The organism is Chryseobacterium sp. POL2, from assembly GCF_011058315.1.
Taxonomy (GTDB): domain Bacteria; phylum Bacteroidota; class Bacteroidia; order Flavobacteriales; family Weeksellaceae; genus Soonwooa.
Window position 1 is genome coordinate 272,373 of record NZ_CP049298.1, and the last position, 22,352, is coordinate 294,724.

Annotated in this window: 24 protein-coding genes and 1 tRNA gene; 22 read left to right on the top strand and 3 right to left on the bottom strand. The window is 33.7% G+C overall.

The features are described 5' to 3' along the window. The first annotated feature begins 54 nt into the window (after window positions 1–54). The 15 genes from G6R40_RS01150 (at window position 55) to G6R40_RS01220 (ending at window position 13,654) form a co-directional block, all read left to right on the top strand. The gene (locus G6R40_RS01150) at window positions 55–282 is read left to right on the top strand and encodes a DUF2007 domain-containing protein (RefSeq protein ID WP_165130759.1); all 228 of its coding nucleotides are present in this window, start codon (window positions 55–57) and stop codon (window positions 280–282) included. Window positions 283–643: 361 nt separating this feature from the next. After that, on the top strand, window positions 644–2,035 hold the full coding sequence (locus tag G6R40_RS01155; RefSeq protein WP_165130761.1) for a tyrosine-type recombinase/integrase: 1,392 nt from the start codon (window positions 644–646) through the stop codon (window positions 2,033–2,035). Window positions 2,036–2,054: 19 nt separating this feature from the next. Beyond that, on the top strand, window positions 2,055–2,576 hold the full coding sequence (locus G6R40_RS01160) for a hypothetical protein (protein WP_165130763.1): 522 nt from the start codon (window positions 2,055–2,057) through the stop codon (window positions 2,574–2,576). Then, complete coding sequence (locus tag G6R40_RS01165) at window positions 2,576–2,770, top strand: hypothetical protein (RefSeq protein ID WP_165130765.1); 195 nt, start codon at window positions 2,576–2,578, stop codon at window positions 2,768–2,770. The genes G6R40_RS01160 and G6R40_RS01165 overlap by 1 nt, the downstream gene beginning before the upstream one ends. A gap of 44 nt (window positions 2,771–2,814) precedes the next feature. Continuing rightward, window positions 2,815–3,789 (top strand): hypothetical protein, encoded by a 975-nt coding sequence (locus G6R40_RS01170; RefSeq protein ID WP_165130767.1) that lies wholly within the window; start codon window positions 2,815–2,817, stop codon window positions 3,787–3,789. A gap of 139 nt (window positions 3,790–3,928) precedes the next feature. Continuing rightward, on the top strand, window positions 3,929–4,189 hold the full coding sequence (locus tag G6R40_RS01175) for a helix-turn-helix domain-containing protein (protein ID WP_165130769.1): 261 nt from the start codon (window positions 3,929–3,931) through the stop codon (window positions 4,187–4,189). 288 nt (window positions 4,190–4,477) lie between these two features. Continuing rightward, window positions 4,478–5,473 carry a hypothetical protein gene (locus tag G6R40_RS01180; RefSeq protein WP_165130771.1) on the top strand — a complete coding sequence of 332 codons (996 nt, stop codon included), beginning with the start codon at window positions 4,478–4,480 and terminating at the stop codon, window positions 5,471–5,473. Beyond that, window positions 5,470–5,805, top strand: coding sequence for a hypothetical protein (locus tag G6R40_RS01185; protein WP_165130773.1), 336 nt, complete (start codon window positions 5,470–5,472; stop codon window positions 5,803–5,805). Before G6R40_RS01180 ends, G6R40_RS01185 begins: the two co-directional genes overlap by 4 nt. Window positions 5,806–5,809: 4 nt before the next feature. Further along, the gene (locus tag G6R40_RS01190) at window positions 5,810–6,217 is read left to right on the top strand and encodes a hypothetical protein (RefSeq protein WP_165130775.1); all 408 of its coding nucleotides are present in this window, start codon (window positions 5,810–5,812) and stop codon (window positions 6,215–6,217) included. Between the two features lie 55 nt (window positions 6,218–6,272). Then, the gene (locus G6R40_RS01195) at window positions 6,273–6,821 is read left to right on the top strand and encodes a hypothetical protein (RefSeq protein WP_165130777.1); all 549 of its coding nucleotides are present in this window, start codon (window positions 6,273–6,275) and stop codon (window positions 6,819–6,821) included. A 119-nt stretch (window positions 6,822–6,940) separates the two neighbouring features. Continuing rightward, window positions 6,941–7,525, top strand: a complete 585-nt coding sequence (locus G6R40_RS01200; protein WP_165130779.1) for a hypothetical protein — start codon at window positions 6,941–6,943, stop codon at window positions 7,523–7,525. A gap of 15 nt (window positions 7,526–7,540) precedes the next feature. Beyond that, window positions 7,541–8,173, top strand: a complete 633-nt coding sequence (locus G6R40_RS01205) for a hypothetical protein (RefSeq protein ID WP_165130781.1) — start codon at window positions 7,541–7,543, stop codon at window positions 8,171–8,173. 30 nt (window positions 8,174–8,203) lie between these two features. Beyond that, complete coding sequence (locus tag G6R40_RS01210; RefSeq protein ID WP_165130783.1) at window positions 8,204–12,553, top strand: hypothetical protein; 4,350 nt, start codon at window positions 8,204–8,206, stop codon at window positions 12,551–12,553. 13 nt (window positions 12,554–12,566) lie between these two features. After that, window positions 12,567–13,046, top strand: a complete 480-nt coding sequence (locus G6R40_RS01215; RefSeq protein WP_165130785.1) for a hypothetical protein — start codon at window positions 12,567–12,569, stop codon at window positions 13,044–13,046. Window positions 13,047–13,066: 20 nt separating this feature from the next. After that, complete coding sequence (locus G6R40_RS01220) at window positions 13,067–13,654, top strand: hypothetical protein (RefSeq protein ID WP_165130787.1); 588 nt, start codon at window positions 13,067–13,069, stop codon at window positions 13,652–13,654. 512 nt (window positions 13,655–14,166) lie between these two features. Here G6R40_RS01220 and G6R40_RS01225 read toward each other — a convergent pair. Then, window positions 14,167–14,240: transfer RNA gene (locus tag G6R40_RS01225), tRNA-Ala, on the bottom strand. 95 nt (window positions 14,241–14,335) lie between these two features. Here G6R40_RS01225 and G6R40_RS01230 point away from each other — a divergent pair. The 6 genes from G6R40_RS01230 (at window position 14,336) to G6R40_RS01255 (ending at window position 19,910) form a co-directional block, all read left to right on the top strand. Continuing rightward, a complete protein-coding gene (locus G6R40_RS01230; RefSeq protein ID WP_165130789.1) occupies window positions 14,336–14,875 on the top strand; it encodes a C40 family peptidase in 540 nt (179 codons plus the stop codon). Between the two features lie 202 nt (window positions 14,876–15,077). Continuing rightward, the gene (locus G6R40_RS01235) at window positions 15,078–15,899 is read left to right on the top strand and encodes a 2,3,4,5-tetrahydropyridine-2,6-dicarboxylate N-succinyltransferase (protein WP_165130791.1); all 822 of its coding nucleotides are present in this window, start codon (window positions 15,078–15,080) and stop codon (window positions 15,897–15,899) included. A gap of 31 nt (window positions 15,900–15,930) precedes the next feature. Further along, window positions 15,931–17,103, top strand: a complete 1,173-nt coding sequence (locus tag G6R40_RS01240) for a glycosyltransferase family 87 protein (protein WP_165130793.1) — start codon at window positions 15,931–15,933, stop codon at window positions 17,101–17,103. After that, window positions 17,100–18,023 (top strand): glycosyltransferase family 2 protein, encoded by a 924-nt coding sequence (locus G6R40_RS01245; protein ID WP_165130795.1) that lies wholly within the window; start codon window positions 17,100–17,102, stop codon window positions 18,021–18,023. Before G6R40_RS01240 ends, G6R40_RS01245 begins: the two co-directional genes overlap by 4 nt. Before the next feature lie 3 nt (window positions 18,024–18,026). Next, window positions 18,027–18,800 (top strand): polysaccharide deacetylase family protein, encoded by a 774-nt coding sequence (locus G6R40_RS01250; protein ID WP_165130797.1) that lies wholly within the window; start codon window positions 18,027–18,029, stop codon window positions 18,798–18,800. Between the two features lie 6 nt (window positions 18,801–18,806). Then, the gene (locus G6R40_RS01255; protein ID WP_165130799.1) at window positions 18,807–19,910 is read left to right on the top strand and encodes a glycosyltransferase family 4 protein; all 1,104 of its coding nucleotides are present in this window, start codon (window positions 18,807–18,809) and stop codon (window positions 19,908–19,910) included. Between the two features lie 91 nt (window positions 19,911–20,001). On the opposite strand, the gene G6R40_RS01260 is transcribed toward G6R40_RS01255, so the two are convergent. Next, complete coding sequence (locus tag G6R40_RS01260; protein ID WP_165130801.1) at window positions 20,002–20,523, bottom strand: BlaI/MecI/CopY family transcriptional regulator; 522 nt, start codon at window positions 20,521–20,523, stop codon at window positions 20,002–20,004. A 12-nt stretch (window positions 20,524–20,535) separates the two neighbouring features. Continuing rightward, a complete protein-coding gene (locus G6R40_RS01265) occupies window positions 20,536–21,129 on the bottom strand; it encodes an ABC transporter permease (protein ID WP_165130803.1) in 594 nt (197 codons plus the stop codon). Between the two features lie 161 nt (window positions 21,130–21,290). Here G6R40_RS01265 and pdhA point away from each other — a divergent pair, with 161 nt between their 5' ends. Continuing rightward, on the top strand, window positions 21,291–22,292 hold the full coding sequence (gene pdhA, locus G6R40_RS01270) for a pyruvate dehydrogenase (acetyl-transferring) E1 component subunit alpha (RefSeq protein ID WP_165130805.1): 1,002 nt from the start codon (window positions 21,291–21,293) through the stop codon (window positions 22,290–22,292). Window positions 22,293–22,352: the final 60 nt, after the last annotated feature.

Sequence of the window (22,352 nt, forward strand, 5' to 3'; positions counted from 1 at the left end):
ATTTGTAATTTTAAAAGCAGAAAGATAGAGGAAGTTGAATTAAAAATTCATTTTATGAGTGTTACAACAAAAGTTTCAGTTTTTGAAAGTAATAACCAGCAGGAGATACAATTGATAAAATCTAAATTAGAATCTGCGGGGATACAAAGTGAGGTTGATAATAGTTATTTATCATTTATGACGACACCAACTGCTACCAATATGATGCTGAAAGTGGATTTAAGAGAAGAACAAAAAGCATTTGAGATTATTGATGCTTATTTACAAGAGAACCAAAAATAATTTCATATTTTAAATTTTACGTTTTACAGAAATCGAGATTCAATTAATTTTGGGTCTCGATTTTTTTATGCTTTTTTGAAATATAAAATTATAAATTATTTGGAGTAGATATTTAGCCTTTAATACTGTTTAGTGAAAAATAGCAGAAAACAGCCTGTAGAAATCTGTCTAAAACCGCATGTGTAGGCAGTTTGTAATAGTGGAGAATACGGCTCTACTTTTTTAGATTTTATAAAACATACTAATTTTCCAAAATGTTCTATTTTAAGTATTTGTATCTTGTTTTGTGTTTAAAAGTGTTGCAAATAAAAATAAAAGGTTTAATTTTACCAAACAAAAATAAACAATTCTGTTTGGTAATATGGCAACTGTTTCCTACTTATATCGATCAACTAAACCAATAGGTTTTTTAACCGTTCGCGTTACTTTCAGATTGAAGTCTTCTGAGCCAATAAAAGGCTTTAAAGACGTTTATGAAATAAAGCGGAAAAACGGTCCCGTTATTTCGGAAATCACCAAAGAGAAAAATAGAGAAAGATATATCAAGGATGTGGTTCTTGTTGCTGCGACTAAAATTGAAGTCGAAAAACATTTTTATCTAAAACAATACAATTCAAAATCTAAAGACTCATCAATTCAAAAAAGGCAAGCTGAGATAAGTCAGAAAGAAAACGAGCTTCGAATATTTTTAACTGATGAAATTAGCAAATACCCACTAGAATCAATCAATACAGATTGGTTGAAGGCAACTGTGGGGCATTACTATTCACCCAAGGAGAAGATAGAAAATTCCGTCCCGCAAGATCTTTATAGTTTTTTACAATTTTATGCTGATGATAAGGCAAGAGAATTTGAAAAATACAATTCTTTACTTGAAGATAAGTCAATGCGTGAAAAGAACCCGATAACACTACGTAAGAAGCTAAAAACAATCCAAAAGAAAGTTTTAGAACTGCAAAATCTGGAAGGACGTCCGATATTGATAAGAGATGTTAATGTAAGTTTCAAAAATAGATATTTTGATTATTGCATGTCTATAAACTACGCTTATGATACTATTAAGAAAGATCTTGGATTCATTCGCTCTTGTTGCTACAAAGCCGAATCTCTTGGTATGGAAATAAGTAATGATGTCGCAGATGTGAAAATAAAAAATCTTACAAAATCAATAGAAGATGTTTATTTGTCATTTTCGCAATTAGACAAAATAAGAGATCTTGAATTAAAAACAGAAGACTTATACCTTGACAAATACAGAGATTGGTGCATAATATCTTGTTATTCTGGACAAAGAATATCTGATTTTTTAAGGTTTGAAAACAGTATGATAGAAAATGATATCATTTATTTCATTCAAGAAAAAACGAAAAAGAAAATTGCGGTTCCACTTCATCCAGAAATTAAAAGAATACTAGAAAAGTATGATAATGATTTTCCTCCAAAAGTTAGTGATCAGAAATATAATAAATACGTAAAAGAAGTTTGTCGCCTAGCTGGTTTTACTCAGCTGGTAAGAGGTCGGAAAAAAATCAAAAATGAAGAAGATCAATTTCGAAGTGTTACGAAGGATTATGAGTTCTGCGAGTTGGTTTCTGGACATACAGGAAGGCGGTCTTTTGCGACTAACTATTATGGAAAAATGCCAACATCATACATACGTCTTATAACTGGACATTCTTCAGAAAAACAATTACTAGAATATTTGAAAAAAGCTGATGCTGATATTTCAAAAGACATTGCAAATTATTTTTAATTTATAAATATTATTAATTATGAGATCAACTACACTACAAAACAGTTACATTAAAGAAAAGGGATTGCCAGGATATGAACCAGAAATGGAGATAGATATTTTGGTAAATATTGCAAAAAATGTTAATAGTAGCTTTTATGATGTAACGCAAGATAATAACGCAGGATTAGATATAGATAATATACTTAAAAGAGTTGAGAAGATAGCTGATAATCTATCTTATTTACTCGATTCTATTTATGATAAAAACATAATGTTTCACAAAGTGAATGAAGAAAAACATGATCTTAAAGGAAAATTTGAAACTGAAAAGTATTTAAAAAATTCGATGTATAGTTTGTTAGGAAAAAACAATTTACTCAATGAATATCATGATACACATAGGTATGCTTATGCATGGGATAATCCACTGGCTTTTAGTAAAACAAACATGTATTATGAATATAGGAACAAACTTAATCAGTCAGACCGGCTAAAATTTGATGATTTATTACGACGAGAGCGTGAAATAGAAGAAGATCACTTACAAAAAGTACAATAATGACAGCAGAACAAGCTTACCCAGCGATAAAAACTTTAATAGAGCAAGTGCAAGATTTGGGCGAACGTAAAAAATTAGAAAACTTGATACTAGGGGCAGTGGAAAGTAGAGAAAGAAAAAAAGCCCAAATTCTTGCCCAGCTCGATAAAAAGGAAAGATATCAAATAAAGTCTAAAACAAAGAAAAAGCTTTAGAACTGTATCAGAAACATCAATATAGAATTTAATTTATGTAATCTATGGACTATAAAAAGTATTTTGAAAATGATATAAAAAGTATTCCTTTTTCAGATGTAATTGACAAAGAAGCCTTTTACCTAGAATATAGAGAAACCGACGTATTTCCAGACATTAATATTTTTCTATCAAAAGCTTTTGAAAACATTAGTGAAAACTTAATTAATGATGAAATTGTACTTCAAAAAGAAGCTGAGTTTCTTGCATTAATGAAAGACAAAAGCAAAGCTGGCAAATTGAAGTTGTTAGAATACTCTAAGCCGTCTATAGCAACGACTAAAACATTTAAGGCTTTAGTACAAATACAAGAGGCTTATGATTTTATTTTGGATTTAATTGTAAAGGATGAAGATTACGAAAATGACAAGTTAACATTAATTCACTTAATTAGAAGTATTTTATCTCCCTATAATCAACAGGCTGTATTAAAAGCTATTATAGATGACAATAGTATAGCGACAAGAATTAAGTTAGGAGAGTTTGATAACAGTATGTCTAAGCTTGAAGCCGTACGATTTGACGGATTAAAAAACAGAACTAAGAAGGATGATTTAGATTTTACTAAAAAAAGCTTTGAAAAGCTTAAGCGGGATCTGAGAATGTTAATTCCTATAGAGATAAATAATCTTGAAAAGCCACATAGAGTCGAGCTTGATGAGAGAGTTTTAAAGTTTTTTTATAATGCTGAATTACCAGCAAAAATATTTACTGAGTGGAAATTGTTTTTTGGAAAAAAACACGCTTTAACACATTTTTCTTTTTTATTTTGGAAAATGGTAGATGATAATTTCATTGAAGATGAAAATGGGAAAGAAAGACCTAGAAAAACGCACAGGAATTATATTGATTTTGTTAATGAAATTTTTGACGAAGATGTAATAAATAGGAATCAATTAAAACGACCAAATGAGCCCGGATTAATGGATAATAATATTAGAATAATAAAATATAAAGAAGTAAAAGATTCTTTTATTTAGAGAGACTGTCCTTTTAAGACAGTCTCTTTTTTTTGAACACAAAATAACACGTAGCATGTCTATTGATAACACGCTACGTGTTATTTTTTTTGATTTTCGGTGGTCTACTTTTGTTAAAACATTTTAAAACCGAAAAGTAATGGATAAAACGACATTAGTAATGGTACCAGAAAGTGAATATAAAAATCTACTTCAAAAGGTGGATACAATATTCGATTCCATCGTAAAAAAAACACAAGAACCCATCTCCGAACATATTTCAAAAAATGAAGTTCTTTTTATGTTAGGGATTTCACGCGGAACATATTGGCGCTGGGTAAAAGACGGCAAACTTAAAGAATATGGCATCGGCGCAAAAAGATACTGCAAACGCAGCCAAATCCAAGAACTTTTAAAATAAAAAAAAGCCTAATCAGTGAAGGGAGACAGGCTTTAATTTAAATCTTAAAAAAAATGATATGGACAAATATACTACTGTTCCGGTTCAGGAGCAAAAATTACGGCAATTCTTTATCAGACACCAGCGGAATGGTGCCACTATGCTAATGGCAGCTAAGGCGACAGGCATCGAGCGCGCGAGCGTATGCCGTTATATCGCGGTTTTCGAAAGAAAAAATATTGTCAATTTCCACGGATTCCATTTGTGCCCTATTTCGGGTCATCGGGCTGGTTTTTACTCGATAAAAAAGTGAAATATAACATCAACATAAATCAGCGCGCCATAATGGAAAATAGTGCCAATATTGATATTGTGGATGCTGCCATACTTGACTTTATGGTTTCTTTTTCTGCTTCGCCTAAAATTGATAAAATCATAGAAAGCAACACTGTTTTCTTTTGGTTTTCACATGACGCGATTATTAGCCAATTACCTATGCTTAAGCTTAAAAAAGATAGTGTTTACAAGCGTCTAATCAAGCTTTGCGAAAAAGGGTTTTTAATAAAATTTCCAGCAAGTCAAAAACTAAACCGATCTTATTACGCTATCTCCGAAAAATCATTTGCGTTAAGCTTCGAACCTTCGGAAAATATTCCGAAGGGGTACGGAAATAAATCCGAAGGACCTTCGGAAAATAATCCGAACGATAATAATATAAGTAATAATCTAAATAAAATAAATACTACTACTTACTATGAGCCCGAAAAAGCAAAAATTTATTTAAAAAATAATCAACAAGTCCAAATGGATAGATTGATGATGCAGCATAAGCTTTCCAAAGATCAACTAGACTCTAAAATTGATGAATTTGTGAATTATGCTGAAAGTGTAAATAAAAATAAATGGATTGATAATTCTGATCTCGCAAGACATTTTGAATCTTGGTTATCCAAAAGACCGATTGTCATTAATAATTACAAGAACTGGACGGAAAAAGAATTTTGTGAGGAGGTTGAAAAAGTTGGCGGAAAAAACAGAAAAGAATATCTGCGAAAATTTATTGATGTCTTCAAACAAACTGGCGAAAATGGCAAAATGAGGTTTCAGAATCGTACAGCATGGGACACAGCAACAGAACTCAAATTGTTTATTCAAAAAGAGTTAAATAGTGTACATATTGATTTTCCAGCTAGACAAAAAGACAAGGTTTCGGCTAGGACGATACTCGCACAGCGACTTGCAGAAAATACTAAGCGAAATAAAGAAAACGGTAATACTACAATAGATATAGAAATTGTCGAATGAAAAATTTTAAACGTAAAATAAAAAAAAGCTATTCGTGGAATTATTTCAAAAAAAAGTATGGGATAAGCCTTTTTGAACTACATACAGAAAGATTATCTAATTTGATACAAATGTCCAGACTTTTTCCTGCTTTAGAATACTTGGAAGACTATGAAATAATTAATCGTAATAATGTAATTGATATTCTTTTAACTGAGTCGGCTCTAATTTATGTTGTTTATAAAATTAACGAAACTAATTTTTATGAGAAAAGCTCTCGCGTTAATATAAGAAAGTTGATAGAAGAGTTAAAATTTAAATGTGAAATAAATCAAGATTTTTCTTTGAATTGAAATTATGAAAGATCCAAGACAGAATAACATTGCCGGGAAAGGATTCGATAAGAACCCTCAAAACATTAATAGGAAAGGAAGACCTAGAAAAACCTATACCGTAATCAATGATATATTTAAAGACAAAGGCATTCAGCCTGTCTCTAAGTCGGAATACATTGAATTGTTCAGTAGGATAATGAATGCTACAGAAGCCGAAATAAATACGCTTAAAAGTGATAAAAACACACCGTTAGCTCTAAGAATAATCTTAGCAGAATTAAGCTCAAAAAACAAAAATAAAATTATTCGCGATCTACGAAATTTTATGTTTGGCCAATCTCAGCAAGAAATTATTCAAACCGTTAAAGCGCGCGTAATCACGCAAGAAGAAATTAAAAGATACAAGCGAATACTAGAAGATGAAAACTAAAAACAACGAGAAAACAACGAAACATAACATAATTATTAATCAAAATTTCAAAAAAATGGAAACAACTATTCAAAAAAGTGCAATTAGTGAAACACGAGTAAACAAAACTACTGAAGATGTCCTTTTAGACATTATTCTGGATCGAATGGAAGAAGATCTAATGATTGCTATCGAAAGAATGAGAGATTGCAGTGAAAAGGATTCTTTATGGCATGAAATGAAAGAAGAAGCCGCTAAGTTAACTGATGATCTTTTCATTGCGCAAAAGAATCGCGAGACTTTCAAACAATTACTAATTCAAAGAGCTAAAAATGAATATGGCTTAGATGTGAAAGAGATTACTTTCGAAAGAAGTGTTATTTATGATAGCGAAGAAGATTGTTTAGCTGGCGTAAATGGATCGGTTATGTACATTGATTCATTAAATGATCTTCCCATGATGTCACCGCAAGATATGATTTGTGAAATAGAACATCTTTTAAAAGATGGTTACATCGTGCGAGTTAAAGGAGAAGATTTAACACTACGATCATTGGAAGACATTGATAAAATATTCAAGCCACAATTTCCAGAATTACAGAGGGTAGCATTCGCAGATTTATAAAGTTCGAATCCTTATTACTCTATTATAGAATTTATTAAAGTATTAAAAATCAAGACTTTAAAAAATAATTTAACCTAAGTTGTTTGGTAAAGGTTTGGTAATGTGAAAACTCATTAAAAATGAAGATATCCAACTATGAAATTTTAGCGAATGTACTAAAAGTTAGCAGAATTTCTTTAAATGATTTTTTTGGAAAGACAAAGACGCAAAGAATTGTTTTTGCACGCGCATTATTTTCTAATGCTGCAAATGATAACGGATCTTCATTTGGTGAAATTGCCAAGTTTACCAAACAGCACAGGTCAACTTCCCATTATCATGTACAAAACTATGCTGTTTTCTTTAGATTCTATACTGATTTTAAAGAAAAAGCGGTGCAATTAAACAAACAATTATTAACCATAAAACAAATATTTGAAATGAGCGAGAAAATCGAAAAAGACGGGAAAGTCTATTATGAAGAATCAGCAGTTGCAAACGCAATTGGAACCGCGGTAAAAACTGCACTAGAAGCGGTTTCCGTTGGATTAGAAAAAAAAGAAGAAACGGATCAAGATGATTTGGAAGACAAAGAGCCAAGTTCAGGCGTAAAAGAGTATCTAAAAGATGCTTCAGGCGAAAGCCTTGGAGGTCGTGGGCTTGACTTTGATCGAGCAAAACAAAACTTGATGGCGAAGGGGCCGCTTGGAGGAAAAACAATTTAATATTCACCAAAACCGATGAATAATAGAAAATTAAAACAAAGATCGAGATTCAATAAAGTTGCGGCTATGGTTGCGTTGTATGAATTGAGAGCTGAAAAAGAGTCTGTTTATAGATACTTATTCAATGATTCTAATCCTTTTCTTTCGGAAATAGAATTTGGCTTTATTGACCGTTGTCAAACACGAAATATGATTCATGTAGCGTTTTATAATGCTCCAATACTTCAAGATTTTGAAATAGCAAAAACAAAAGATGAAGCAACAAACTACCTAATAGAGCTGGATAATCATTTTAAAGAGGTTAGCCATCATTCAGAAATTAATGATTTCTGTTTTACTCTATTTTGCAAATATGTGATTCGTGGGGAACTTCCAATTTTTACTAGTAAATCAATTATGTTAATCGAAATTTTTAATTTTTTCGCAAAACATGACTATGATATAAAAATTGTAAATGAGAAAGTTGAGCAAAATCCACTTTTAAAGAAAATGTTAAAAGATTTTTTGCCGATGTCAGTATTGAGACATGTCTTTTTAGAAATAGAAAATAAAATTCAAGAAGCTGAAAGTAATGGACAAAATTTGAAAGAAAAGTTAAGCGATATTATTTCAAATTTTACAGATAGAATTTTTCAAAAACTTAACTAAAAAACTAATAACCAAGAAAACTTAATTAAAATGGCAGGATTAGAAGATGGAATAAAATTTAAGATAGGAGCCGATCACAGCGAGTTTATGAAGGCTGTAGAAGAGAGTGGTATAAGACTTAAGGGATTTACTCAATTTGCACGTGAAGCAGGCGAAAACATTGATAGTGCTTTTGTTGAAGCTTTAAAAACTATTGAAGCACAAAAAACGGCATTAGCCGAGTTGCAGAAAAAATATGATGATCTTCAAAAAACACCAACAAAAATTGGAAATGATGAAGAAGTAGCGGCATTTACACAAGAGATTAATCGACTCAAGGAAGAAATTGATTTGTATAAAAATAAAATCAATGAAATGAATCTTGTTTTAGAGTCATTCAGCAATAAAAATGTCAATCTAACGCAGGATCTTGAAGAAGTCCGCGAAAAAATAGTTAAAACCACATCTGAAAACTACACTATTGAAGCTCTTGGCGTAACAAAAGAAAATATAGTTATCCAAAAGCAATATATTAAAGAACTGGAGTCACAATTAAAAGAACTTCAGAAAACTATTGACGACATGGCACCTAGTAAGGCTAAACTTACTGTTATGGGAGAAGCGTCTTCGATAGCTAAAGAAATTGAATTAGAAAAAAAGGCTTTACTAGAATTAGAGGAAGCTTTACGTAATACGGAAAAAGAGCATATTTCTTTACGTGAAAAATTATCGACTGTGCGTTCAGAAATGGAAGCGTTATCAGCAGATAACAAAAGAAATACAGCTGAATATAATGAGCTTAAAGAAAAGGCTCAAGAATATTCAGCGCAATTAAAACAAGTTGCTGACGATTTAAAGCCAAACATTGATAATCATGATAATCTTCGCGAAAAACTTTCTTCTGTAAAAACAGAAATGGAAGCTTTAATGCTTTCCGGTAAAGGACAATCCGAAGAATATGAAGAATTGAAGGGAAAGGCCCAAGAGTATTCTCAAATGATTGTCCAAGTCGCTAAAGATATTAAGCCGCTCGAAGAAAAAAACACCACATTACAATCCAAGCTACGTGCTGTAAAAGAAGAAATGCTTCAATTGGCTGCTGCTGGCGAAAAAGATTCAGCGCAATATAACGAATTGCGAAAGCAAGCTATCGCGTACCAAAGTGAGCTTCAACAGATGAATAAAGAATTAAAGTCTTTATCAGGAAGCACTAGCATCACCGCGATGGTTAATTCATTAGGATTATTGTCTGGAGGACTTTCTGCCGCCAATGGATTTATGGCAATGTTTGCAGGTAATAATGAAAACCTAGACAAAATTATGGTTCGTTTGCAGGCTACAATGTCGGCGGCGATAGGTATTCAGCAAATCCAAAATAGTTTGGCCAAAGAATCTGGCGTTATACAGTCCGTTGTAGCAGTGCAGACTTTAGCAAAGGCGAAAGCCGAAGCATTAGCAACAAAAAACACAATCGGCGCTACAATAGCGCAAAGAGCTTTTAATCTAGTCGCAAAAGCTAATCCTTATGTTTTATTGGCTGCTGGTTTGGTTACTGTTGTAGGCGCGTTGGTTATGTTTTCTGGTAAGACTAAGAAAGCGGCAGAAGATCAAGAAAAGTTAAATAAAGCCACAGCAGACGGTGCGGCCGAAAACATTGTTAAGTATAAGCAATTACAAACCGCTTGGAATGCACTTGGTGGTGATTTGAAGAAGCAACAAAAATACATTGAAGAAAATAAAGATAAGTTCCATGAGCTTGGTAGAGAAGTTAATAATGTTAATGAAGCTGAAAAATTCTTTAATACTAATTCAAATGATTTTATAGAATCTTTAAAGTTACGAGCTGAGGCAGCAGCTCACGCCCAAATCGCGGTTGAAAAATATAAAGAAGCGATTTTAGCCGATAAAGAAATAGAACAATTCGACAAAGATTGGGAAAACGCTGGTTTTTTTGGTAAAGTATGGCTGGGGGCAAAAGCTTCATATAATAGAATGGATGTTGCTGTAGGCGGTAAAGGTGGTGACAAATCAAGGGTAGAAGCTCAAAAAGAACTTGAGAAAGAACTTGAACTCAAAAAAAGAGCTGATGAACTAGGAAAAAAAGCTGCTAATCCATACAATGGAGGAAGTGGGAAAACACCCAAAACCAAAACGGCTAAAAAGGCGGCTGACGAGTTTCTTCCTCCTGGTTCTGTTGCTGAAATTCAGAAAAGATTATCGGAAATTGATAAAGCACTTTCAAAAGCAACTGGCGACAAACAAATTGCTGATCTAAAAACGAAGCGTATTGCTTTAGCTAAAGAATTGGCAGAAGCTGAAAAGAAAATCCAAATACAGAGCTTACAACAGCAATTTGACGAATCTCAAAAGCTTTGGACTGATTATTATTCAACGATCGAAAGCCTTGGAAAACCAACAGCTGACAAAATTTATGGTGATCTACTCGCAAATGATTCTTCCCAATTTGAGCAATTGCAAAAGAAACAGCAAGAACTTTTGGCGAAAGCCAACACGGCCGATAAAGATGGTAAATCTTTAATCACTGATGAAGAAAAAGAGGTTTTAAGCGAGGTTTCCCAAATCATTAATGAGATGTTGGGCAAGCAGTCACAACTGGACCAATTTAAGCAAAATGTCGCTGACACTCTTTCTACGATGGCCACAGAAGCGGAAAAAATTAAGTACTTAGAAGATATTCAAAAAACAGCTTCAAAAGACAGCGGTGAGTATGCTTATGTTGTGGAGCAGGAACGCGCAATACAAGACCAACTTCGCCAACAATACCAGCAATTCCTTAATGACCATAGAAGCTTTGAAGAGCAGAAAGCGATAATTACTGAAAGGTTCGCAAAAATTCGTGAGCAGATCGCAAGTGATGAAACTTTGTCGGCTTCTCAAAAAAGTGATGCTATGGCGAAAGCAGGGCAAGCAGAAGCAGACGAGTTTTCTCGTGCTTTTATGGATAGTATTTCAAACAATCCAGCATTCAGACAGGCTTTTGCAAACATGGAACATCAAGCTACTTCAAGCCTAGAAGCTTTACGTGGAAAATTAATTAAAAAATTAGAAGATTTAAAAGCATCTGGAAAAGGAACGATAGAAGCTATTGAACAACTTAAAAACTCTATTGGAAGCATCAACGATATGTTGTCTTCCAGAAATCCTTTTGTTGATTTAAAAAAGCTAATAAAAGACCTAGGAGATGAGAGTTTAACTACATCTCAAAAGATTGCCTTAATAAATGAAGCTAATCAGAAAGTGCAATCTAATATTGGATTCTTAAAAGGAGCCGTTAATGACATCCAAGGTATTGCAAAAGATTTAGGATTAAGCTTAGATAATGCGTTTGGAGATGCTTTAGAAAAGATAGGAGGGGTTTTAGATGGATTAGACCAGATGTCAGATGGTTTAACAGATATGGCGAAAGGCTTTGCAACAGGAAATCCAATCCAAATGGTTACTGGAGGGATCAAAGCGATTGGTGGTATTGTAAAAGCTGTGGGTTCTCTTTTTAACAATGACCGAAAAAAAGAAAGAAACATTAAAAAATGGGCAAATGAAGTCGCAAATTTAAAAGAACAATATGAGCAACTCCAGCACGCTATCAATAAAGCATTGGGAGAAGATGTCTATAAAAACCAACTAGATCAAGTTAAAAACCTTCAACAGCAACAAGCGAAATTGCGACAAATGATTAGCGAGGAACGCAGCAAGAAAGATACTGATGACGGTAAAATTGCTGATTGGGAAAACCAGATCAGACAAATGGATAGAATGATTGATGATATACGCGATAATATCATTAAAGATGTTCTTCAAACCGATGTTAAGCAACTAGCTTCTGGACTTGCTGATGCATTAGTAGATGCTTTTGAAAAAGGCGAAGATGCGGCAAAGTCACTAGATAAAGTTGCAAATGATGTGTTCAAAAACATGGTGAAGCACGCGCTTCAAATGAGAATGCAAGATGGTTTACAAGATGTCTTAAATCAAGTCTTAGCGGCTGCAGGTTTTGATAAGAACGGAAACGGATCATTTGCAGGATTCTCACCAGAGCAGATAGCCTATTACAAAAATCTCATTGCGCAGGTTGGATTACAACAACAAGGCTTTCTTGATGCTTACAGCTCATTATTTGCCGATGGTATTTCAGCTTCAAATCTTGAAGGCGCAATAAAAGGCGTAAGTGAAGAAACGGCTTCTATCATAGCAGGTCAAATGAACGCTATCAGAATTATGCAAGCGGAAGCCTTACAAGGGCAACAAAGTGGATTCGACTTAATGCAACAACAACTTAACCAACTCGTAATGATCGAATTTAACACGAGATATTTACGATTGATTTACGCCGCAATGGGAAAGTCAAATAACGATGATTTGAGAGCTAACGGATTAATTTAAAAATTTTATACAGATGGGATTTACATCAGATTTTGATTTGGAAGAGTTTAAGCGATATAGCGCGCAGTATGTAGATAATGTTTCAGCGGTTGTGTACTACGCTTTGGAATCCGCAATGATTGAGCTGGTTAACTATGCTAAAATGACTAATACCTACATAGATCAGACAAATAATTTACGTTCGTCAATAGGTTATGTTATTTACCAAGATGGAGAGTTAATAAAATCAAGTTTCTCAGCTTCTGGTTCGGGAGCGGGTGGCGATGGAAAAAAGGGGGTTGAAACAGGATTAGCTTTTGCTAAACGTGTTGCTGAAGAAGATGGGGATAAAGGACTTGTATGTGTTCTAGTAGCAGGTATGGAGTATGCAAAGTATGTTGAGAGTAAAAATCTAGACGTTTTGACGGGTGCAACTCTACAAGCTGATAATGTGTTTCAGGCAGAATGGAATAACATTAAAGATGCATTGAAGAAAATAAAATTCAATAAATAATAATTAGTAAATTTTAAAAAATGGAAAACGAGACAAAAAAAGTAGAATTTGAAAGAATTATAATTTCTTTCGATGAGGTGAGTTTTAATGAGGAAATAAATGTCCTGGAAGAAATTCTAAGCGAATGGAATACTGCAATAATTGAATTTAAAAATAAATTCAATTTAAAATTAAGCAGCAAGGAAACACAAGACATATTCTTGCAAAAATTAAATACTAAAGATTTTATACAAAAGTTATTTAGTGAAATAAAATCACCCTACTTACAGAAATTAGCTCAAGATGAAGTTGGTTCGTACTTAAAAAAAATGTTTAGTGAGTTAGAAGTTTATAAATGCTTTAAAAGTGAAAAATTTATTTATAAAGATGATGGGTTTTTACTATCTGAAAAGTATATTGAAGCGGTGAAAAAAAAGCATGAGAAAAGTATCAATTCAGCACAAGGAAAAGAATTTTACGATCTTCATGAGCAATCTTATCAAGCTATTAATAAGATGCTGGAAATTGCAAAAATAAAAGGAATTAACATGTCTTACTTAGCGCTTTTCGATATCAACCCTAAAACTTTATCATTCGAGAAACGAAGTTTAGCTTATGATAGGTTGTAACTAAACAAAATCAGTGAATGTTTTTTTATCATTCACTGATTTTGTTTTATGGATTAAAAACTGATAGTAACAATGTTAATCGCAGGTCAAAATATAGAAGTTTTGATGCTGACAGAGAACGTTTCAATATAGAATTTAGTTGCTTACTTAGTGACTATATCCGCAAATTTCTTGAAAAAGGAGTAATAAAAGTTTATTAAATTTAAATACGGTTTCAAACCGTATTATAAAACCAAAGTGGTTTGAAATCACTTTTGGTTTCAAAAGTTCGAAAATAGCACTTTTAAAATCAATAAAGAGGGAAAGGGGGAAACTACAATCCTACTTTCGGTCTCTACAGGCAAATTTTAGAGTAAAAAGACTGAAAATTATTTAGAAATATTATAAATTGCGTTCAATAGAATCAAAAGCAATCTAAAAGAATCTATTTTTTTACCAAACAAAAACCAAACATTCTATATTTTGTTTTGGTTTTTACTTCCTTATAATCAGTATGTTGCAATTTATAATAGTGGAGAATACGGGATTCGAACCCGTGACCTTTTGACTGCCAGTCAAACGCGCTAGCCAACTGCGCCAATCCCCCAGAGTTTATAGTTTGCAATGTTAACACAAAAACTTGACATTCGCAAAGAAATTTAAAGCATTTTCGTTATATTTGGGAGGTTTAAATGATTTTTAATGAAAAGTCTAGTCTATATTCTTATTGCTTCGGTGACTTTGTATTCTTGTTCAACCTCCAAAACGGTGAGTCGTAGTCACTCAAAGTCTAAATCCTATAAGTCGACGAGCAATATTAAAAAATACGCATCAAACAATTCTGGTTATAAAGTTTCTAAAGACCGCAACTCTGTTGTGAAAGATGCACAGCAATATCTAGGTGTTCCTTACAAATATGGAGGTAATACAAAAACGGGTTTGGACTGTTCTGGTCTTGTGACCAAGGTTTTTGATGAAAACAGTTACAAGCTTCCAAGACGTTCTTCGGATCAGGCTGAGGTTGGCTCTTCTATTCGTGTGGAAGAAGTGATGCCAGGTGACTTGTTGTTTTTTGCAACTGCTGGAGGACGCAACATTTCTCATGTCGGGATTGTTAACAATATTGAAAAAAATGGCGAAATTAAATTTATCCACGCTTCGACAAGCAAAGGCGTTATTATTTCATCTCTCAATGAGTCTTATTGGAATAAAGCTTTTCTTTTTGCGCGCAGCATTCTTTAATTTTGTTATTTTTGCGATGCGTTTTGCGTGAGGGCGAAGCACATTGTCGGAGCTCGTTATATTGCGGGCTGAGCGGTAGCGAAGTCCGCAATATAACAGCGACTGTGCGTAGACCGACCCGCGTGTTTTTTCGGAAGGCTTTAGTGCTTGGGAAAAACAAAGGGGCACGCCCAAAATTATAAATAAAAGTAAATTATTAAATATGTCTTTACAGGAATTAAGAGAAACCATTGAAAAAGTATGGGAAAACAGAGAGCTTTTGAAAGAAACTCAGTACACAGATGCTATTAGAAATGTTGTTGAAAAATTAGATTTGGGAGAACTTCGTGTTGCTGAACCTACAGAAAACGGATGGCAAGTGAATGAATGGGTGAAAAAAGCAGTGGTTTTGTATTTCCCTATTCAAACAATGGAAACTATTGAGGTGGGACCCTTCGAGTTTCATGATAAAATTCCTTTGAAGAAAAACTACGCAGAAAAAGGCGTGCGCGTTGTTCCTCATGCTATTGCAAGACACGGAAGTTTTGTTGCAAGTGGCGTTATTATGATGCCTTCTTACGTTAATATTGGAGCTTATGTAGATTCTGGAACCATGGTGGATACTTGGGCAACGGTAGGAAGCTGCGCTCAAATTGGTAAAAATGTTCACCTTTCTGGTGGTGTAGGTATTGGTGGTGTTTTAGAGCCTCTTCAAGCTGCCCCCGTAATTATTGAGGATGATGCATTTATTGGTTCACGTTGTATTGTTGTTGAAGGTGTAAGAGTGGGTAAAGAAGCTGTTTTAGGAGCTAATGTTTGTTTAACGATGTCTACAAAAATTATTGATATTACAGGCGATGAGCCAGTGGAAATGAAAGGTTATGTTCCGGAGCGTTCTGTGGTGATACCTGGAAGTTATACTAAAAAATTCCCAGCAGGAGAATACCAAGTTCCTTGTGCATTGATTATTGGAAAAAGAAAAGAATCTACCGACAAGAAAACCTCTCTTAATGATGCTTTAAGAGAAAATAATGTCGCGGTATAGCATTTATTTATAAAAAACTAATAACTAAACTTTGAAAACCAAATTCCTGAATTTTATATCGAATCCACGATATATAGGGATTATCTATATTGTTATAAGTGCCGTGTCGGCCTTGGCAAAGTACAACAGAGGACCCGGCGCTTATAATAATTATTTAATCTTTAAAAATGTATTTTTCAATACATTACAGCAACGCAACCTTTATGCATATTATCCCGATTTGTATTTTGATTGCAACCATTACGGGATTTTATTTAGTGCTTTGATTGCTCCTTTTGCTATAATGCCAGATTGGTTAGGGATTATATTGTGGAATGTTGCTAATACTTTGGTCTTTCTTTTCGCGATAAAAAATCTGCCTTTCAGTTCTAAGAATAAAGCTTTTTTTGCGTGGTTATGCTTGCAAGAATTTATTACCGCAGCGGTGAGTTTGCAGTTTAATATCGCATTGACAGGGCTTTTAATACTTTCCGCAACTTATATTTACAAGCAAAAAGAAATAAAATCTGCTTTGGCAATTGCCATAGGAATCTTTGTCAAAATATACGGAATTGTCGGTTTTTCCGCCTTTTTCTTTATTAAAAATAAAATCAAATTCATTCTTGCTTTAGCCGTATTTTGTGTTTTATTCTTTATAATTCCAATGCTGTATTCATCGACACATTTTGGCATACAATCTTATGTCGATTGGTACACAGAGTTGGTTCTTAAAAACAATAAAAACCAAGTTCTTGGAAATTATCAAGATATATCCTTGATGGGTTTTGTACGTCGTGTTTTGCAAGATGCCAGTATTTCTAATTTATCATTTTTGATGTTTGGTTTGCCATTGTTTGCTTTACCTTATATCAGAATCAGTCAGTACAAACATTTAGCATTTAAGCTTTTAATATTGTCTTCGACTTTATTGTTTACAGTGTTGTTCAGTTCTGGGTCGGAGTCGCCAACATACATTATTGCTGTTGCCGGAGTTATGATTTGGTTTTTAATTCAAAAAAACAAAAAAACTTTGGATATTGCTTTGTTAGTATTTGTTATCGTTCTGACTTGTTTCTCCAGTTCGGATTTATTTCCAAAATTTGTTAAAGAAAATTATATCATCAAATATTCGCTAAAATCTTTACCATGTAGTATTGTGTGGCTGAGAATTATTTATGAACTTATGACAAGAAATTTCGAAACCGATTATAAAGTTATTGCATGAAACAAGTCAGCATTGTTATCCCTGCCTATAATGAAGAAGGAAATCTAAATAAAATTTTCCATGAAATTGATTTGGTTTTTAAAGACTTAAAAAATTACAATTACGAAATAATCTTTGTTAATGACGGAAGTCGCGATAATACACAACATATTTTAGAAGAACTTTCCATAAAGTATCCACAAATAAAATACATTGAATTTTCTCGCAATTTTGGACATCAATTTGCCGTAAAAGCTGGTGTTGATGAGGCACACGGACAAATTGTAATTTCCATGGATGCAGACCTACAACATCCGCCTGTTTTAATTGTAGATATGATAAAAAAATGGGAAGAAGGTTATGACATGGTCTATACCATTCGGAAATATCCTAAGCAGATTTCGTATTTTAAAAAGAAAACGTCCAATTTTTTTTATAAACTTCTGAGTGCAATATCCGATGTACAAATTGATAAAGGAAGTTCGGATTTTAGGCTAATGGATAGAAAAGTGGTGGACAGTGTCAAGACGATTGGCGAGTCCGACCTTTTTTTACGAGGACTGGCAAAATGGGTTGGGTATAAACAATACGCCATACACTTTGTAGCAGACCAACGCTTTTCTGGAAATAGCAAATATAATTTTAACAAAATGTTGAAATTCGCGTTTACAGGTATTACCTCTTTCAGTGTAAAACCTTTGTATATGGCGGCTTATCTTGGCTTTTTGTTTTCTGGTATTGGGATGTTGTATATTCCTTACGTGATCTACGCTTTCATTACAAAAACTGAAATTTCGGGTTGGGCATCACTTATTATGACTATTGTGTTTTTTGGAGGTGTACAACTTATCATTTTAGGAATTATAGGTATCTATATGGGCAAAATGTTCCGACAACTAAAACAAAGACCAACCTATATCATTAGGTCAAAAAACTTTTAAACCATGATTTTACTGAGTTTCGATATTGAAGAATTTGATATGCCTTTGGAATATGACGGCCAAATTTCACTTGAGCAGCAACTACAAATTTCCAGAACCGGAACCATTGCGATTTTAGATGTATTAAAAAAATACAATGCCAAAGCAACATTTTTTTCAACCGTTATTTTTGCAGAGAGCAATCAAGATATTATCCATAGACTTCTAGAAGAAGGTCACGAGTTGGCAAGCCATACATGGTTTCACTCCGATTTTAAAAATGAACATCTTAAAAGCTCGCGAGAACGATTATCAGAACTTTTCGACACAGAAGTTATCGGCCTTCGTATGCCGCGGATGAGCCCCGTAGATGAAACCGAAGTTAAAACCGCAGGATACGTGTACAACTCGTCCATCAACCCGATTTTTTTGCCAGGACGTTACAATAATCTAGGTGTAAGCAAATCCTATTTTAAACTTAAAGAGGTTATCCAAATACCAGCCTCGGTTTCTCCAATTTTTCGGATCCCTTTGTTTTGGTTGAGCTTTCATAATTTTCCGACTTTTCTGTACCGTTATTTAGCGAAGCGAAGTTGGAAGGATAATGGCTATCTCAACATTTATTTTCATCCTTGGGAGTTTGCAGATATTAAAAATTCTGAGTTTAAATTGCCTAACTTTACAACCAAGAATACAGGACAAGATATGATTGCAAGGTTTGATACGTTCCTAGAATGGTTGGTTAAAAACAAGCAAAAATTTTGTACCATCAAAGAGTTTGTAGACATCATAAATTAGAGAAATTTGAAAATCGCATACGACGCCAAACGTTTTTTTAATAACACTTCGGGATTGGGTAATTATTCGCGCGACTTGGTGCGGATGTTAGCGCAATATTTTCCCGATAACCAATACAGTCTTTTGGCAAAACGCCAAAGTGAGCGTGGAAAAGAGATTCTAGAACTTTCAGCCGTAGATTTTCAGCCTATTTCTAAAGGAAATATGTCTCGACAGTTTAAAATGGGAATTGATGCTCAGAATCTCGATGCAGATATTTTCCATGGATTATCGGGCGAATTACCTTTAAAATGGAACAAAAAACCCATTAAGAAAATTGTGACCATCCATGATTTGATATTTGTGCATTATCCCAAATTTTACTCTTTTTTTGATCGTAAAGTTCATTTTTGGAAATTTAAAAAAGCAGCACATTCTGCAGACAAAATCATTGCTATTTCCGAGCAAACCAAACGCGATATTGTTAAATTTTTAAAAGTTCCGGAAGCTAAAATAGAAGTTATCTACCAAGGTTGTCACGAAGCTTTTAAAACCGAAAAAACCTTAGAAGAACTTAATGCCGTTAAAACTAAATACAATCTGCCAGAGCGTTTTGTACTGAATGTTGGTACGGTTGAAGAGCGAAAAAATCTTTTCTCTGTCGTTAAAGCCTTGAAGGGAACTGATATTCCGTTGGTTGTGGTTGGCCGAAAAACCAAATATGCAGACCAAATTTTAAGCTTTATAAAAAAAGAAAATATGACAGCGCAGGTTCAGTTTTTGGAAGGCGTATCGATGGTGGAGTTGGCTTGTATTTATCAATTGGCGGACATTTTTGTGTATCCCAGTTTGTTCGAAGGTTTCGGTATTCCTGTTATAGAAGCTCATTTTTCCAAAACGGCGGTTATCACCAGCAATACGAGTTGTCTTCCCGAGGCTGGCGGTAAAGATGCAGTCTATGTTGATCCTTTGAATAGTGATGATATCAAAGCCAAAGTTAATTTTATGTGGAATAATGCATCCGAAAGACAACGCCGCGCTGAGAGGTCTTATGATTTTGCAGTTGCTAATTTTAGTGATGAAAAAATTGCCAATGATGTGATGAGGGTTTATAATCAATTCATAAATTAGATTTCTCATGCTCATTTCGACCAGCTGAATGTTCATTCGAAATGACATTTTAGAGACAATTTCTTTATAGATAAAACTAAAAAAGCGATTCCTAAGAGTCGCTTTTTTTATGTTTCTTTTTCTTCTTGTCTTTGTCTTTCTTTTCCTTTTTGTCTTTCTTTTTGCTGTTTTTTTCGATAGTATGTTTTTCGACTTCAGAAGACATATTGTCTTTAGTTTTCGCATTTTCGTCTAAACTATCTTCGATAACTTCAGCAAGACTTTTTTCTTCTTTAGGCGCTTCTTCAATTTTGGAAGTTGTAGCAACAGAAATGTTTAAATCCTTTAACAGGAGCCGCTCGTCATTATTATAAAAAAGGTCGAGTAGATTTTCTAGTTGAAACTTGCGGTAATCCTCAAATTTAATTTTTGGGATATATTTAAAAATTCGGCCTTTCTTCTCAATGCTCAAATAGTTTTTCTCAACCAATATTTTTAAAAAAGTAGAAACCGTGTTTTGATGGGGTTTTGGTTCTGGATAAGCGGTCATAATGTCTTTCATATACGCAGAATCCAGCCCCCAAATGACCAACATCAATTGTTCTTCCGAACTTGTCAAACTAAGAATTTTCATGCTTTTCATGTTTTAATTAACCAAATAATAAGCGACGCCAACCAGGCAAGCCAAGTTGCCACCAGAAATGACTTCTGCTAAGGTATGTCTTTTTAAGATAATTCTTGTAATGCCGATAATAATAGATAGTATAAACCAAAAAATTCCCCAACGGATGTCAAAATTTAAAAACAAAAAAGCGACAAAAATATTGAGCGACGTGTGCATAGAACTTTTGATAAAAAAATTACTGATTTGCATCAAAATCAATAATATCCACAAAAACAAAATTTCATAATCCAGGTGTTGATGTACGACAAATTCAAAAGCCAAATAGATAAAGCACAGAAAAACGATGACGACATAGAGACTTTTGCGTTGTTCGCGATTCGAAACATCCATATTCGTGTAACGCCCTTTTTTAACATTCCAAATAATCCAAACGATGCAAGGCAAAGCTAAGATTAAGAGCAAAGCCCAAAGATTAGAAAAGCCTTTATCATAAGTCGTTTCGGCATTATTAAAAACGATATAATAAATAATTAAAGAAACAATAGGATTGAAAAAATTAGAAATAATTTTCGAAATACTGATGAGTAAAGAATGTTTTGATGTTTTCTCTTTCATTGATCCAATTAGAATAGGTTGCAATTTACGTTTTAGATTTTTAAAAGGAGTGATTTTAATCTTAATAAATCGGTTGATTTTTAAGCTTATACTAATTATAAACAAGGCTGTGCCAATAACTAAAGATATTTTCTTATTTTTGCTGAATATTTCGAAATCATATGAAAGAATTTTCCAAAGAGGTTTACCTTAAGTGGTACGAGGATATGACGATGTGGAGAAGGTTTGAAGATAAATGCCGTTCTCTTTATTTAAAACAAAAAATCAGAGGTTTTTTACATTTATATAATGGTCAGGAGGCAATTCCTGCAGGATTTACACATGCTATGGATTTGTCAAAAGATAGCATGATTACAGCATATAGATGTCATATACATCCAATGGCGATGGGGGTTGATCCCAAAAGAATCTTGGCAGAACTTTGTGGTAAAGCCACGGGAACTTCCAAAGGTATGGGTGGATCTATGCACATCTTCAGCAAGGAGCATCGTTTTTATGGTGGACATGGGATTGTTGGTGGACAGATTCCTTTGGGTGCAGGTATTGCCTTTGCAGACAAATATTTTGACAGAAAAGCAGTTAACATCTGTTTTATGGGAGATGGTGCTGTACGTCAAGGTGCTTTGCATGAAACTTTCAACATGGCGATGAATTGGAAACTTCCAGTAGTTTTCGTTTGTGAAAATAACCAATACGCCATGGGAACTTCCGTTAAAAGAACCGCTAATCACGAAGATATATACAAGCTAGGTTTGGGTTACGAAATGCCTTGTCTTCCTGTAGATGCTATGGATCCTGAAAAAGTTGCCGAAGCTGCTTACGAAGCTATCGAAAGAGCTAGACGTGGCGATGGTCCTACCTTTATCGAAGCCAGAACTTACCGTTATAGAGGACACTCGATGTCGGATGCTGAGCCATACAGGACTAAAGAGGAAGTTGCAGAGCATAAAAAAGATGACCCTATCGAAATTGTGAAACACAGAATTCTAGAAAATAATTGGGCAACAGAAACAGAACTTGAAACGATGGATGAAAAATCAAGAGCATTTGTGGAAGAATGCATAGAGTTTATGGAAAATTCTCCATATCCAGAAGCTTCACAAGTTTATGACTTTGTTTATGCAAGTCAGGATTATCCTTTTTTAGATAAATTAGAAAATTAATCATTAAATTATTTATTTGATGTTTGAAATTTGACGTTTGAATCTTCGGATCAAATCTCG